The organism is Pseudomonas sp. zjy_15, from assembly GCF_043101865.1.
GTDB classification, from domain to species: domain Bacteria; phylum Pseudomonadota; class Gammaproteobacteria; order Pseudomonadales; family Pseudomonadaceae; genus Aquipseudomonas; species Aquipseudomonas putida_Y.
Genome location: NZ_JBICII010000129.1, coordinates 17,928 through 32,382, shown reverse-complemented (window position 1 = coordinate 32,382; position 14,455 = coordinate 17,928). Strand labels below are relative to the sequence as shown.

Here is a 14,455-nt window from a genome sequence, read left to right as displayed (position 1 = left end):
ACGGTAGCGGCGGCAACGGTGAACGGCGGGTAGAGATTGGCCAGCAGGCCCACCCCGTTCGCGGCTACAGGCTAAACGACAAATCAGGCCGCGCCGTAACGCTTGCGCGCCTCGATGGCCAGCCCGCTCCCAATGCTGCCAAAGATGTTGCCTTCCACATGCCGCGCATTCGGCAGCATCGCCGAAACACTGTTACGCAGCGCTGGAATGCCGCTGGAGCCACCGGTGAAGAACACCGTATCGACCTGGCCTTCGCTTACCCCGGCCTTGGCCAGCAGTTCGGTGACGCTGCCGCGCACGCGCTCCAGCAGGCCTTCGATCGCCTCTTCGAACAGCGTACGGGTCAGTTCCGCTTTCAGGTCGGGCTCGACGCGGCGCAGGTCGATGTGGCGGCTGTCGTGCTCGGTCAGCTCGATCTTGCTGGCTTCCACTTCCATTGCCAGCCAGTGCCCCGCGCGCTGTTCGATCAATTTGAACAGGCGATCGATGCCGAAGCTGTCCTCGATGTCATAGCGCATGCTGCCCAGCGCCAGTTGCGACTTCTGCGAGTACAAGGCGTTGATGGTGTGCCAGGTGGCCAGGTTGAGGTGGTAGCTGGTCGGCATCAGCGCACCGCTCTTCATGCGGCTGCCGTAGCCAAACAACGGCATTACGCCCTGAAGGCTCAGTTGCTTGTCGAAGTCGGTACCGCCAATGTGCACACCGCCGGTGGCGAGGATGTCACTTTGGCGCTCGGCGACCAGGTGGCGCTCGGGCGACAGGCGGATCAGGGTGAAGTCCGAGGTACCACCGCCGATGTCGACGATCAGCACCAGCTCTTCGCGGCTGATGCTCGACTCATAGTCGAAGGCCGCGGCAATCGGCTCGTACTGGAACGACACGTCCTTGAAGCCGATCTTGCGTGCCACCTCGGCCAAGGTGTCCTCGGCCTCCTGGTCGGCAGCCGGGTCTTCGTCGACGAAGAACACCGGGCGGCCCAGCACTACCTGGTCGAACTCACGGCCAGCGGCGGCTTCAGCGCGCTTCTTGAGCTCGCCGATGAACATGCCCAGCAGGTCCTTGAACGGCAAGGCGCTGCCCAGCACGCTGGTGTCGTGCTTGATCAGCTTCGAGCCCAGCAGGCTTTTCAGCGAGCGCATCAGGCGGCCTTCGTAGCCTTCCAGGTACTCGTGCAGCGCCAGGCGGCCATACACCGGGCGCCGCTCTTCGATATTGAAGAACACCACCGAGGGCAAGGTGATCTTGCCGTCTTCCAGGGCAATCAGCGACTCGACGCCAGGCCGGTGCCAGCCGACTGTGGAGTTGGAGGTGCCAAAGTCGATGCCCAGGGCGCGGGCCGGGGATACGTCAGACATGGGAAATGGGCTTCCGGAGGCAAAACGGCCGCGCAGTGTATGCCAGTTGGCTACAGAATCAAGACCAGTCGTCTGCCTTGAGGCAAACCCAAGTCGGTCTTGAAAGGCTATGCTTGACCCCTATCTTCAGTTGCAACATGCACATTCACATTGGTGATCCATAAATGGACTTCAAAGACTATTACAAGATACTCGGCGTAGAGCCCACTGCGGATGACAAGGCGATCAAGGCCGCATACCGCAAACTGGCGCGCAAGTATCACCCGGATGTCAGCAAGGAGCGCGACGCCGAGGAAAAATTCAAGGAGGCCAACGAGGCCTATGAGGTGCTGGGCGACGCGCAGAAACGTGCCGAGTTCGACGAAATTCGCAAGTACGGCGGCCAGCATGGCCGGCCGTTCCAGGCACCACCGGGTTGGGAAAACCGGGGCGGTGGCGGCGGCTTCGAAGGCGGCGACTTCTCCGACTTCTTCAGCTCGATCTTCGGTGGGCGCAGTGCTGGTGGCAACCCCTTCGGTGGCGCCCGGCAGCAACAACGCAGTGCCGGCAGGCGGGGGCAGGACGTGGAGCTTGAACTGGCAGTATTCCTTGAAGAGACCCTGAGCAAGGAGTCCAAGCAGATCAGCTTCCAGGTGCCGCAAACCAATGCCATGGGCCAGCGCACCGGCTTCACCACCAAGACCTTGAACGTGAGGATTCCGGCCGGGGTGACCGACGGCGAACGCATCCGCCTCAAGGGCCAGGGCGCGCCGGGCAGCGGTGGCGGAGCCAACGGTGACCTGTTCCTGACCATCCGCATGGCACCGCACCCGCTGTTCGATGTCGAAGGTCATGACCTGATCATCACTGTGCCGTTGGCACCGTGGGAGGCGGCCCTGGGCGCCAAGGTGGCGGTGCCGACCCTGGATGGCAAGATCAACCTGACCATCCGCCCTGACAGCCAGAGCGGCCAGCGCCTGCGTGTACCGGGCAAGGGCCTGGCGAACAAGCAGGGAGAGCGCGGCAACCTTTATGCGCAGCTCAAAGTGGTCATGCCGCCCGCGTCGGACGAATCTGCCCGCGAACTCTGGACCAAGCTTTCCGAGAAAGCTGCGTTCAACCCGAGGACACAATGGAGTAAGTGACCATGAGCAGCACCCTGATCGTTCAACTGGACATGCGTACCCTGTGTCAGGAAGCCGATGTCACGGCTGAATGCGTGATCGAAATTGTCGAGCACGGCATTGTCGAACCTTCCGGGCGAACGCCGGAGGACTGGCTGTTTGACGATCAGGCGCCGCTGGTGGCCAAACGAGCGGTGAAGCTGCACCAGGAGCTGGAACTGGAGTGGGAAGGGGTGGCGCTGGCGCTGGAGCTGTTGCAGGAAGTGCAGCAGTTGCGCAGTGAGAACAGCATGCTGAAGCAGCGGCTGGGCCGGTTTATCCAGATGTAGGCTCCCTTGCATCTGTGGGAGCGGCCTTGTGTCGCGATGGGCTGTGCAGCAGCCCCAGATCTTTGCTCCACCGCAAAATTGCCGGGGCTGCTTTGCAGCCCTTTCGCGACACAAGGCCGCTCCACAATGGACCGCATTTCAGGTCGGTTCGGCGCCCGGGTTCAGCACCAGCTGCATGAAGGTCAGGTCCAGCCAGCGGCCAAACTTTACCCCCACCTGCGGCATCTGGCCGGTCACCACGAAGCCCAGCCGCTCGTGCAGGCGCACCGACGCTGCATTACCACGCTCGATCGCAGCCACCATCACATGCTTGCCACATCCGCGCGCGCGCTCGACCAGCGCCGCCATCAACACCGGCCCGAGCCCTTTGCCACGCTGGTCGCTGCGCACGTACACCGAGTGCTCAACGGTCAGGCGAAAGCCCTCGAAAGGCCGCCAGTCGCCAAACGAGGCATACCCCAGCACGCCGGTTTCATCGACCGCCACCAGAATCGGGTAGCCCTGCTGCGCGCGCGCTTCAAACCAGGCCTGGCGGTTGCCGAGGTCTACCGGGGTTTCGTTCCAGATCGCCGTGGTGTTGAGCACCGCGTCGTTGTAGATGTCGAGTATGCCCGGTACATCGGTGGGCAGGGCATCGCGGATTTCGTAGCTCATGACAGCGTCTCGCAAGGTCGTTGCTCGCAGATTAAATGGTTACCAGCCCGCGTACACCTTCGGCTTGCATGTTTTCGCCGCGGCCGCGCTGGATGATTTCGCCGCGGGCCATGACCAGGTACTGGTCAGCCAGCGCTTCGGCAAAGTCGTAGAACTGCTCCACCAGCAAGATCGCCATGTCGCCACGCTCGGCCAGGCGGCGGATGACCGCGCCGATCTCCTTGATCACCGAGGGCTGGATGCCTTCGGTCGGCTCGTCGAGAATCAGCAGGCGCGGGCGGCTGGCCAAGGCGCGGCCGATCGCCAGTTGTTGCTGCTGGCCGCCAGACAGGTCGCCACCGCGGCGCTGCTTCATCTGCTCCAGCACAGGGAACAGTTCGTAGATGAAGGCCGGTACCTCGCGGGCTTCACGGGCGGGGAAGCGCGACAGGCCCATCAGCAGGTTTTCCTCGACGGTGAGGCGCGGGAAGATCTCGCGGCCCTGGGGCACGTAGGCGATGCCGGCCTGCACCCGTTGCTGCGGTTTGAACGCGGTGATCGGCTTGCCTTCCCATTCGATACTGCCGTCACGGGCGGGCACCAGGCCCATCAGGCAGCGCAGCAAGGTGGTCTTGCCCACGCCGTTGCGGCCCAGCAGGCAGGTCACTTCGCCGACCTTGGCTTCGAAGGACAGGCCACGCAGGATGTGGCTGCCGCCGTAGTACTGGTGCAGTGTGTCGATCTTGAGCATGTGAGAGTTCCTGAAAGGGATGCTGTGCCTGTGCCGGCCTCTTCGCGGGCAAGCCCGTTCCTGTAACGGGAACCGCCCCATGGCATTACGCCCCCTGTAGGAGCGGGTTTACCCGCGAAGAGGCCGGTACAGGCGCCAAAAATTCAAATCCGGTCAGCGGCCCAGATACACCTCGACCACCCGCTCATCTGCCTGCACCTGCTCCAGCGAACCTTCCGCCAACACGCTCCCCTGGTGCAGCACGGTCACATGGTCGGCAATGCTGCCGACAAAGCCCATGTCATGCTCCACCACCATCAGCGAATGCTTGCCGGCCAGGCCCTTGAACAGCTCGGCGGTAAACTCGGTCTCGGCATCGGTCATGCCGGCCACCGGTTCATCCAGCAGCAGCAGTTGCGGCTCCTGCACCAGCAACATGCCGATCTCCAGGAACTGCTTCTGCCCATGGGACAGCAAGCCGGCCTGACGCTGGGCAAGCGGCAGCAGGCGCAAGGTGGTCAGCACTTCCTCGATGCGCTGGCGCTGGTCACCGCTCAGGCGCGCCGCCAGGCTGGCCCACACCGACTTGTCGGTCTTCAGCGCCAGTTCCAGGTTCTCGAACACGGTCAGCGCCTCGAACACCGTGGGCTTCTGGAACTTGCGGCCAATGCCGGCCTGGGCGATCTGGTATTCGCTCATGCGGGTCAGGTCGAGGGTATCGCCGAAGTAAGCCGTGCCGCTGTCGGGGCGGGTCTTGCCGGTGATGACGTCCATCATCGTGGTCTTGCCGGCGCCGTTGGGGCCGATGATACAGCGCAGCTCGCCCACCCCGATGTACAGGTTCAGCGTGTTGAGCGCCTTGAAACCATCGAAGCTGACGCTGATGTCTTCCAGGCTCAGCACCGTACCGTGGCGGGTGTCGAGGCCGGCCTTGCGGCTGTGGCCCAGGCCAATGGCATCGCGTCCGGCGCCGAGGTTGTCGAATACCGGTTCCAGCATGAATTCCGGGTGGACTGGGGGCACGCCTCTCATGGCTGGCTCCTTTTCTTCAACAGGCCGACCACGCCCTTGGGCAGGTACAGGGTGACGAGGATGAATAGTGCGCCGAGGAAGAACAGCCAGAACTCGGGGAAGGCCACGGTGAACCAGCTTTTCATGCCGTTGACCAGGCCTGCACCGAGCAGCGGGCCGATCAGCGTGCCGCGTCCGCCCAAGGCTACCCAGACGGCGGCTTCGATCGAGTTGGTCGGCGACATCTCGCTGGGGTTGATGATGCCCACCTGCGGCACGTACAGCGCACCGGCCAGGCCGCACAGCACGGCGCTCAGTACCCACACCAGCAACTTGAAGCCGCGCGGGTCATAGCCACAGAACATCATGCGGTTTTCAGCGTCACGCACGGCGGTGAGCAGGCGGCCGAACTTGCTGCGGGTCAGGCGCCAGCACAGGTACAGGCTGGTCAGCAGCAGGGCCACAGTCAGCAGGAACAACACTGCGCGGGTACCCTGGGCTGCAATGTCGAAGCCGAGGATGGTGCGGAAGTTGGTGAAACCGTTGTTGCCGCCGAACCCGGTTTCGTTGCGGAAGAACAGCAGCATGCCGGCAAAGGTCAGGGCCTGGGTCATGATCGAGAAGTACACGCCCTTGATCCGCGAGCGGAAGGCGAACCAGCCGAACACCAGCGCCAGCAGTCCGGGTGCCAGGACTACCAGGCACAGGGCCCAGGCGAAATGCTGGGTCCCGGCCCAGTACCAGGGCAGCTCGGTCCACGACAGAAAGGCCATGAACCCGGGCAGGCCGTCGCCGGCTGCCTGCCGCATCAGGTACATGCCCATGGCATAGCCGCCCAGGGCGAAGAACAGGCCATGGCCCAGCGACAGCAGCCCGGCATAGCCCCAGACCAGGTCCAGGGCCAGGGCGACGATGGCGTAACAGAGAATCTTGCCGACCAGGGTCAGGGTGTAGGCCGACACCTGCAGGGCGTGGTCTGCCGGCAGCAGTGAGCACAGTGGCAAGGCCACCAGCAGCAGGACGACGACGGCACCGATGGCAAGGGTCAGGCGCGGGCCGGCCTTTTGCGTAGCAGTGACAAGCAGTGGCTGGTTCATCAGTCGATTACCCGTCCCTTGAGGGCGAACAGGCCTTGCGGGCGTTTCTGGATGAACAGAATGATCAACGCAAGGATGAGGATCTTGCCGAGCACGGCACCGATCTGCGGCTCCAGCAGCTTGTTGGCGATGCCCAGGCCGAACGCGGCCCAGAGGCTACCGGCCAGCTGCCCGACGCCGCCGAGCACCACCACCAGGAACGAGTCGATGATGTAGCTCTGGCCCAGGTCCGGGCCGACATTGCCCACCTGGCTCAAGGCCACGCCGCCGAGCCCGGCGATACCCGAGCCCAGGCCAAAGGCGAGCATGTCGACGCGCCCAGTGGACACGCCGCAGCAGGCGGCCATGTTGCGGTTCTGGGTGACTGCGCGCACGTTCAGGCCCAGCCGGGTACGGTTGAGCAGCAGCCAGGTGAGCAGCACCACGGCCAGGGCGAAGCCGATGATGACCAGACGGTTGTACGGCAGCACCAGGTTGGGCAGCAGCTGGATGCCACCGGACAGCCAGGCCGGGTTGCTCACCTCGACGTTCTGCGCGCCGAACAGCAGGCGGATGGCCTGGATCAGGATCAGGCTGATGCCCCAGGTGGCCAGCAGGGTTTCCAGTGGGCGGCCGTACAGGTGGCGGATCACCGTGCGCTCCAGCGCCATGCCGACGCCGGCACTGACGGCGAACGCCACCGGCAGTGCAATCAGCGGGTAGAACTCGATGGCGCCTGGGGCGAAGCGCTGCAGCAGTACCTGGACCATGTAGGTGCTGTAGGCGCCGAGCATCAACATTTCGCCATGGGCCATGTTGATCACCCCGAGCAGGCCGAAGGTGATCGCAAGGCCCAGCGCTGCCAGCAGCAGGACCGAACCCAGCGACAGGCCGCTGAAGGCCTGGCCGAGCAGTTCGCCGACCAGCAGTTTGCGTTTGACCTGGGCCAGGCTCGTCTCGGCGGCTGTACGCACGCCCGGGTCGCGTTCTGCATCGGGCTGCAGCAGGGCTTCGAGGCGGGTGCGGGCCAGCGGGTCGCCGGTTTCACCCAGCAGGCGCACGGCGGCCAGGCGTACCGCAGGCTCGCTGGCGCCCAGTTGCAGGTTGGCCAGTGCCAGGCCGAGGGCGGCCTGCACGGCGGCGTCCGGCTCGCTGGCGAAGCGCCGGTCAAGGAAGGCCATTTGCGCGGGTTTTGCGGTTTTTTGCAGTTGTTGTGCGGCGGCCAGGCGGGTGTCGCTGTCGTCGCTGAGCAGCTGATGGCTAGCCAGGGCGTTGTTGATCAGGCCGCGCAGGCGGTTGTTCAGGCGTACCTTGCGCGTGTCATCGGTGGCGATGCGGCCTTGGCGCAGGTTTTCCAGTAGCGGCAGGCGCGCGGCATCGGGTTGCGCCGCCCAGCCTTCGAGCAGGCGGACCTGCTCGGCGGGCTTGGCGGTGAGAAAGAATTCGCCCTCGCTGGCGTGGGTTGCCAGGGGGATTAGTAGCAGGAGGGTGAGCAGGAGTCTGAGCATGCGGGCAATCCTGGAAATCGGTGTTGGATTCTTCGCGGGTGAACCCGCTCCTACACAGAGACGGTGCAAGGTTTGAAACCTGCGCCTTCCTTGTAGGAGCGGGTTCACCCGCGAATGGGCTGCAAAGCAGCCCCATGCACTCAGTTACCTTTCACGGCGTAATCTGGCCGCTTGTCATTGCCCGGAATGAACGGGCTCCATGGCTGCGCCCGCAGTGGCTGCTCGGTTTCCCACACCACGCTGAACTGCCCGTCATCCTGAATCTCGCCGATCATCACCGGCTTGTGCAGGTGGTGGTTGGTCTTGTCCATGGTCAGGGTGAAGCCCGACGGTGCCTCGAAGCTCTGCCCGGCAAGCGCTTCACGCACCTTGTCGACGTCGGTGGACTTGGCTTTTTCCACCGCTTGCGCCCACATGTGGATGCCTACGTAGGTGGCTTCCATGGGGTCGTTGGTCACGGCCTTGTCGGCACCCGGCAGGCCCTTGGCCTTGGCGTAGGCCTTCCAGTCGGCGACAAATTTCTGGTTGACCGGGTTATCCACCGATTCGAAGTAGTTCCATGCCGCCAGGTGGCCCACCAGCGGTTTGGTGTCGATGCCGCGCAGTTCCTCCTCGCCCACCGAGAAGGCCACCACCGGCACGTCGGTGGCCTTCAGGCCCTGGTTGGCCAGTTCCTTGTAGAACGGCACGTTGGAGTCACCATTGACTGTGGATATGACCGCGGTCTTGCCGCCGGCGGAGAACTTTTTGATGCTGGCGACAATGGTCTGGTAATCAGCGTGGCCAAACGGCGTGTACACCTCTTCGATGTCCTTGTCGGCCACGCCTTTGCTGTGCAGGAATGCGCGCAGGATCTTGTTGGTGGTGCGCGGGTAGACGTAGTCGGTGCCCAACAGGAAGAAGCGCTTGGCGCTGCCGCCGTCCTCGCTCATCAGGTATTCCACGGCCGGGATGGCCTGCTGGTTCGGGGCGGCGCCCGTGTAGAACACGTTCGGCGACATTTCTTCGCCCTCGTACTGCACCGGGTAGAACAGCAGGCCGTTGAGTTCTTCGAACACCGGCAGGACAGACTTGCGCGACACGGAGGTCCAGCAGCCGAACACCACGGCCACTTTGTCCTGGGTCAGCAGTTGGCGGCTTTTTTCAGCGAACAGCGGCCAGTTGGACGCCGGGTCGACCACCACCGGTTCCAGCATCTTGCCGTTCACGCCACCCTTGGCGTTGATCTGCTCGATGGTCATCAGCGCCATGTCCTTGAGCGACGTCTCGGAAATGGCCATGGTCCCGGAAAGCGAATGCAGGATACCGACCTTGATGGTCTCGGCGGCCTGGATACTCCAGCTCAGGCCCATCGCCGCAATCGATGCGCTGAGGGTAAGGGCCTTGATCAGACTGCGACGCTTCATGTGCTCTCTCCGCTGAGTTTTTTATGGTGTTGGGCAAGCGGGGAGGGCGTTGCAAGGGGTGTGCCTAGTGGCGAAAGGTACGGTTTAGAGGGGCTGTGCGAGGTGTTGGGGCGTTGGTTGGATCCAGGTTGGTGCCTGATGGAATTGTGTGCACAGGATTGGGGCTGCGACGCAGCCCCGAGGCCATCAGCCGTTATGCACAGCCGTGCGGGGATGGCGCCTGCTGCGTACGAGCTGGTAGGTCACCGCCAGCAATACAAACCAGATCGGCGTCACCACCAGCGCTGAACGTGTATCTGCCTCCAGGCTCAGCAACACCAGGATGAACGCAAAGAACGACAGGCACACGTAGCACATGAAGCGCCCGCCCGGCATCTTGTAGTTCGAGGCCTGGTGCAGCGCCGCGCGGTTCTTGCGGTACTTCAGGTATGACAGCAGGATCAGCGTCCACACGAACATGAACAGTACCGCCGACACGGTGGTGACCAGGGTGAATGCCTCGACCACGTTCGGCACCAGGTAGATCAGCACCGCACCAAGCAGCAGGCAGGTGCACGAGAAGTACAGGCCGTTGGCCGGTACCGAACGGCTCGACAGTTGTTCGAAGGCCTTGGGCGCATCACCTTCCTGCGACAGGCCGTACAGCATGCGGCTGGTGGAGAACACGCCGCTGTTGGCCGACGAGGCCGCCGAGGTCAGCACCACGAAGTTGATGATGCTCGCCGCCGCCGGCAGGCCTGCCAGCACGAACAACTCAACGAACGGGCTTTTGCCTGGCACCACGTCGCGCCACGGGGTTACGGCCATGATCGCGATCAGCGCCAGCACATAGAACACGATGATACGGATCGGAATCGAGTTGATCGCTCGCGGCAGGGTGCGTTCCGGGTTCTTCGCTTCGGCGGCGGTGGTACCCACCAGCTCGATGCCGACGAAGGCGAACACGGCGATCTGGAAACCGGCGAAGAAGCCCATCAGGCCATGGGGGAACATGCCGCCGTCATTCCACAGGTTGGCCAGCTGGGCGGTGCGCCCGCTGGGCGAGGTGAAGCCGGTGATGACCATGTACAGGCCGGTGGCGACCAGGCCGAGGATGGCCACGATCTTGACCAGGGCGAACCAGAACTCCAGTTCGCCGAACATTTTTACGGTCACCAGGTTCAGCGACAGCAGCAGCCCTACGCAGGTCAGCGCCGGTATCCACTGCGGCAGGTCGGGGAACCAGAACTGCGTGTAGGCGGCGATCGCGACCACGTCGGCGATGCCGGTGACCACCCAGCAGAACCAGTAGGTCCAGCCGGTAAAGTAGCCGGCCCAAGGGCCGAGCAGGTCGGCAGAGAAGTCGATGAACGATTTGTAGTTCAGGTTCGACAGCAGCAGTTCGCCCATGGCGCGCATGACGAAGAACAGCATGAAGCCGATAATCATGTAGACGAAGATGATCGATGGCCCGGCCAGGCTGATGGTCTTGCCCGAGCCCATGAACAGGCCGGTACCGATCGCGCCGCCGATGGCGATCAGCTGGATGTGGCGGTTGGTCAGGTTGCGTTGCAGGTGCTGTTCATCGGGTGGAGTTGGTGAGGTTTGCGTCATAGGCGGCATTCCCTTGTAGAGGCCAGTCTGCTTGTCAGAGGTAGCCGGCTAGGCTAACACGCGCGTTCCAGTTCGGGGCGCGACAGATCGACTCTACATTTGCGGCTCAGCATTTCGCCTGTACCGGCCTCTTCGCGGGTAAACCCGCTCCTACGAGGCAACGCGGTCCCCTGTAGGAGCGGGTTTACCCGCGAAGAGGCCAGCACAGGCAACACAAGGCTCAAGCGCTGGCCAAGACCCGGCGGCGCCTCACCACCAAACTATCCACCCCCCACATCACCACCATCGACACCCCCACCAGCGGGAACATCACCCCCAGCACCAGCATCACTGCCACCGCCGCCTTCCAGCGTGGCAGGTCATGACGCAAAGGCGGTACGCCCAGGCCGCCTTCAGGCCGGCGCTTCCACCACATCACCAGCCCGCTCACCGAACCCAGCAGGATCATCAGGCACACCAGCAGGATGATGATCTGGTTCAGCGCCCCGAACATCTTGCCTTCGTGCAGCATCACGCCCAGCTCGGTGGCGCGGGCAACCGGGCTGTAGTCTTGCCAGCGCACATCGGCCAGAACCTTGCCGGTGTATTGGTCGACATGCAGGGTGGCGTCGTTGCGCGGGTCGTCGGCGAACACGGCAATGGTGAACACCCCGTCGGCAGTGGTGGGCAGGGTAATGCTGTAGCCCGGCTCGACTTGACGCGAAGTGGCAATGTCTTCGACTTGCTGCAAGCTCACCAGGGGCGCCGCGGGCATGTCCGACATCATGTGGTGCCCGGCGTGCTCGGCGTGTGCACCGGACTGCGGCATCGGCGTGTTTTCCATGGCCCAGGGCACGGTCTGGCGGTGCGCGCTGTTCAGCTCACGCGCCTGCTGGTCCGACTTGGGCACGTCGTTCCACATGGCTGCCGGGAAGCGGTTCCACAAATCAGCGTACTGCTTGCCCCACAGGCCGGTCCAGGTCATGCCGCTGAGCAGCATCAACAACACCAAGGCCGAACCCCAGAAGCCGGTTACCGCGTGCAGGTCACGCCACAGCAGCCGGCCGCGTGCCGACAGCCGCGGCCAAAGCACGCCGGCGCCATTGCGCCCGCGCGGCCACCACAGGTACAGGCCTGATACCACCAGCACGATGCCCCAGCCCGCCGCCAGTTCCACCAGCCGGTCGCCGACCGTGCCGACCATCAGTTCGCCATGCAGGGCGCGGGCGATGGCCTGCAGGTTCTGCTTGCCGTCCTGTTCACCGAGGACCTTGCCGCTGTATGGGTCGACGAACACGTTCAGTTCACGCCCGCTGTTTTGCACCACGAACTGCGCACTACGCTCTGCGTTCAGTGGCGGCAGGTACTGGCTGATGTGGCCCTTGGGGTAGGCCTGGCGCACTTCAGCCAGCATCATGTCTGCGCCCTGGCGGTGGTGACCGGCCTCGACCACCATCAGGTCGCGGTACAGCAGCGGGTCGAGCTGGGGCTTGAACAGGTAGATGATCCCGGTGATCGCCAGCAGGATCATGAACGGGGCCACGAACAGCCCCGCATAGAAATGCCAACGCCAGGCCAGGTTATAGAACGAGACGCGTGTTCCTCTCATGGGAACCTCCTTTTTGACCAGCTGAAGGGCGCAACCGAAGCTGCGCCCGTTGTTGTCAGAAGCTGAAGTCGACCTTGGTCCAGAAGGTCCTGCCTGGCTCGTTGACCGGCTGTGGATCTGTAGCCGGGTAGCCAAACCCGGCGTTCCCGGCCAGGTTCAGGTGCTCGGCGTAGGTTTTGTCGAACAGGTTGTCGACCCCTGCGCTGAGCTTGAGGTTGTTGTTCACCTTGTAGGCGCCGTTCAGGGAGAACACGCCGAAGCCGGCGCTCTTGTCGTAGTCCTTGCCAACGACGTTCCCTTGGTTTTCGGCAATGCGGTTTTGCGCCGCCACCAGCCGCCACAGTGCGCCGACGCTCCACACATCGCGGCTGTACGTCAGGCCCATGCGGCTTTCCAGGGGAGGCATTTGAGGTAGCGCTTTGCCATCGCTGCTGTTCTTGCCCCAAGCGTAGGCAAGCGTGGCGTCGGCCTTCCAGTTTTCAGTCAGCTGGTAGGCGGCGCCCAGTTCGCCACCCATGATGCGGGCGTCGATGTTCTGCGCCTGCGAGGTGCTCATGCCCATCATGCCTGTGCGGTAGTCGAACAGGATGTAGTCGCGAATCTGCCCGACATAGCCCGAAGCCCAGGCCTCCAGGCGTTCAGTGCGGTACTGGATGCCGAAGTCGAGCTGGGTGGTTTTCTCTGGCTTGATGCCGTCGAAGGCATTGGCCGAGCCGGGTGGTGCCAGCTTGGGTGAGAACAGCTCCCAGTAGTCGGGGAAGCGCTGGGCATGGCCGAGGCCGATGTAGGTGGTGGCCGGGATGGCTGCCAGGTCGTGCTCGTAACGGATGAAGCCGCTTGGCAGGGTATCGGCGCGGGTGTCGCCTTCGGTGGCGCTGGTTTTGCGGAAATCGCGCGCCGAGGCGCGGTCCAGGCGGGCGCCGGTAATCAAGCGGTCCTCTCCGCTGACGTACCAGGTCAGTTCGCTGAAGGCGCCGTAGTTGTGGAAGTCGGCGTCCTTGGTCCAGGCCTGGCCCCTGTGTGCGTCCACACCCATACCGCCACGCTGGCGATGTTCGTTGGTTTGCGCGTCGATCCCGCTGATCAACTGCACGTCGGCCCAGCGCCAGGTGGCTTTGATGCGTGCGCCCATGGTGCGGCGGTCGACGTTGCTGACCATCGGCATGCCCATCATGCCGCTACCCGACGGCGTGCGCAGGCTGTAGTTGTCCATCACATGGTCGGCGTAGTTGTAGTAGACCTGCGCCTCGACCTTGTCGAGCACCTCGCCGAGGTTGGACTTCTCAAAGCGCAGGCCCAGGCTTTCGCGCTTGAACTGCGAGCCGTCCATGCCGCGCCCGGCGTAGCGGGCTTCGCCATCACCCTTGCCGGCAGTCAGCTCCAGCAAGGTGTCCTGGTCGGGTGTCCAGCCGAGGGCGACATCGCCGTTCCACTTGTCCCAGCGCGACGGCACGGTGTCGTTGTTGCCGTCGTGGTAGTCATCCGAACGTGACTGGTTGCCGACGAAGCGGGCATAGCCCTGACTGTTGCCGGCCGCGGCATCCAGCACCTTGTCGAAGCGGCCGTTGGAGCCGGCCAGCAGGCTTGCGTTGACGCGGCTGCCGAGGGTGCCGAATTTCTCCGGTTCGCGCTCGAAGAGGATGGTGCCTGCCGAGCCGCCGGGGCCCCAGATAACGCTCTGCGGGCCTTTGATCACGGTCAGGCGGTCGTAGGTTTCTGGCGAAATATAGGACGTGGGCGCGTCCATGCGATTGGGGCAGGCCCCAAGCATCATGCCTCCGTTGGTGAGGATGTTCAGACGCGAGCCGAACATGCCGCGCAGTACCGGGTCGCCGTTGGTACCGCCGGCACGGATTGCCGAGAAGCCGGGGATGGTCTTCAGGTAGTCGGCCCCGTCGCTGGCCGGCACTGGCTGGCGCGGGTCTTTCGGGTTGGTGACCACGGTCAGCGGCGAACTCGGGGCCACGGCGGTGATCACCGTCGGGCTCAGTTCGGGAGCATCGTGCACATGGCCTTCATGGCCAGGGTCGGCGGCCAGGGCCATGGGTGCGAGCAGCGAGCCGCACAGGGCGGCGATGGTCCCGCGCAGGGACAAGGCAAAAACAGGGGTGCAGCCGGACATA

At 63.8% G+C, this 14,455-nt stretch carries 12 protein-coding genes; 2 read left to right on the top strand and 10 right to left on the bottom strand.

The window, feature by feature from the left end:
- Positions 1-83 precede the first annotated feature (83 nt).
- On the bottom strand, positions 84-1,355 hold the full coding sequence (locus ACF8EF_RS24335; protein ID WP_392461255.1) for an Hsp70 family protein: 1,272 nt from the start codon (positions 1,353-1,355) through the stop codon (positions 84-86).
- A gap of 164 nt (positions 1,356-1,519) precedes the next feature.
- Here ACF8EF_RS24335 and cbpA point away from each other — a divergent pair, with 164 nt between their 5' ends.
- Together cbpA and ACF8EF_RS24325 are read left to right on the top strand one after the other, a co-directional pair.
- Positions 1,520-2,479 carry a curved DNA-binding protein gene (gene cbpA, locus ACF8EF_RS24330; RefSeq protein WP_019437188.1) on the top strand — a complete coding sequence of 320 codons (960 nt, stop codon included), beginning with the start codon at positions 1,520-1,522 and terminating at the stop codon, positions 2,477-2,479.
- Between the two features lie 2 nt (positions 2,480-2,481).
- The gene (locus tag ACF8EF_RS24325) at positions 2,482-2,787 is read left to right on the top strand and encodes a chaperone modulator CbpM (RefSeq protein WP_021784432.1); all 306 of its coding nucleotides are present in this window, start codon (positions 2,482-2,484) and stop codon (positions 2,785-2,787) included.
- A gap of 138 nt (positions 2,788-2,925) precedes the next feature.
- Here ACF8EF_RS24325 and ACF8EF_RS24320 read toward each other — a convergent pair whose 3' ends face one another.
- The 9 genes from ACF8EF_RS24320 to ACF8EF_RS24280 all read right to left on the bottom strand — a co-directional run bounded on the left by ACF8EF_RS24320 (position 2,926) and on the right by ACF8EF_RS24280 (position 14,454).
- Positions 2,926-3,441, bottom strand: coding sequence for a GNAT family N-acetyltransferase (locus ACF8EF_RS24320; RefSeq protein WP_176683175.1), 516 nt, complete (start codon positions 3,439-3,441; stop codon positions 2,926-2,928).
- Between the two features lie 31 nt (positions 3,442-3,472).
- Entirely contained in the window at positions 3,473-4,171 is a 699-nt protein-coding gene (urtE, locus tag ACF8EF_RS24315) for an urea ABC transporter ATP-binding subunit UrtE (protein WP_003249634.1), read from the bottom strand.
- A gap of 153 nt (positions 4,172-4,324) precedes the next feature.
- Positions 4,325-5,182 (bottom strand): urea ABC transporter ATP-binding protein UrtD, encoded by an 858-nt coding sequence (urtD, locus tag ACF8EF_RS24310; protein ID WP_144180699.1) that lies wholly within the window; start codon positions 5,180-5,182, stop codon positions 4,325-4,327.
- On the bottom strand, positions 5,179-6,258 hold the full coding sequence (gene urtC, locus ACF8EF_RS24305) for an urea ABC transporter permease subunit UrtC (RefSeq protein ID WP_392461254.1): 1,080 nt from the start codon (positions 6,256-6,258) through the stop codon (positions 5,179-5,181). Before urtC ends, urtD begins: the two co-directional genes overlap by 4 nt.
- Positions 6,258-7,745, bottom strand: a complete 1,488-nt coding sequence (gene urtB / locus ACF8EF_RS24300; RefSeq protein WP_176683178.1) for an urea ABC transporter permease subunit UrtB — start codon at positions 7,743-7,745, stop codon at positions 6,258-6,260. The genes urtC and urtB overlap by 1 nt, the downstream gene beginning before the upstream one ends.
- A 140-nt stretch (positions 7,746-7,885) precedes the next feature.
- Entirely contained in the window at positions 7,886-9,151 is a 1,266-nt protein-coding gene (gene urtA, locus ACF8EF_RS24295) for an urea ABC transporter substrate-binding protein (protein ID WP_003249642.1), read from the bottom strand.
- 186 nt (positions 9,152-9,337) lie between these two features.
- The gene (gene cycA / locus ACF8EF_RS24290) at positions 9,338-10,744 is read right to left on the bottom strand and encodes a D-serine/D-alanine/glycine transporter (protein ID WP_176683179.1); all 1,407 of its coding nucleotides are present in this window, start codon (positions 10,742-10,744) and stop codon (positions 9,338-9,340) included.
- A gap of 220 nt (positions 10,745-10,964) precedes the next feature.
- Positions 10,965-12,332, bottom strand: a complete 1,368-nt coding sequence (locus ACF8EF_RS24285) for a PepSY-associated TM helix domain-containing protein (RefSeq protein ID WP_392461736.1) — start codon at positions 12,330-12,332, stop codon at positions 10,965-10,967.
- 55 nt (positions 12,333-12,387) lie between these two features.
- Complete coding sequence (locus ACF8EF_RS24280; protein ID WP_176683181.1) at positions 12,388-14,454, bottom strand: TonB-dependent copper receptor; 2,067 nt, start codon at positions 14,452-14,454, stop codon at positions 12,388-12,390.
- Position 14,455: the final 1 nt, after the last annotated feature.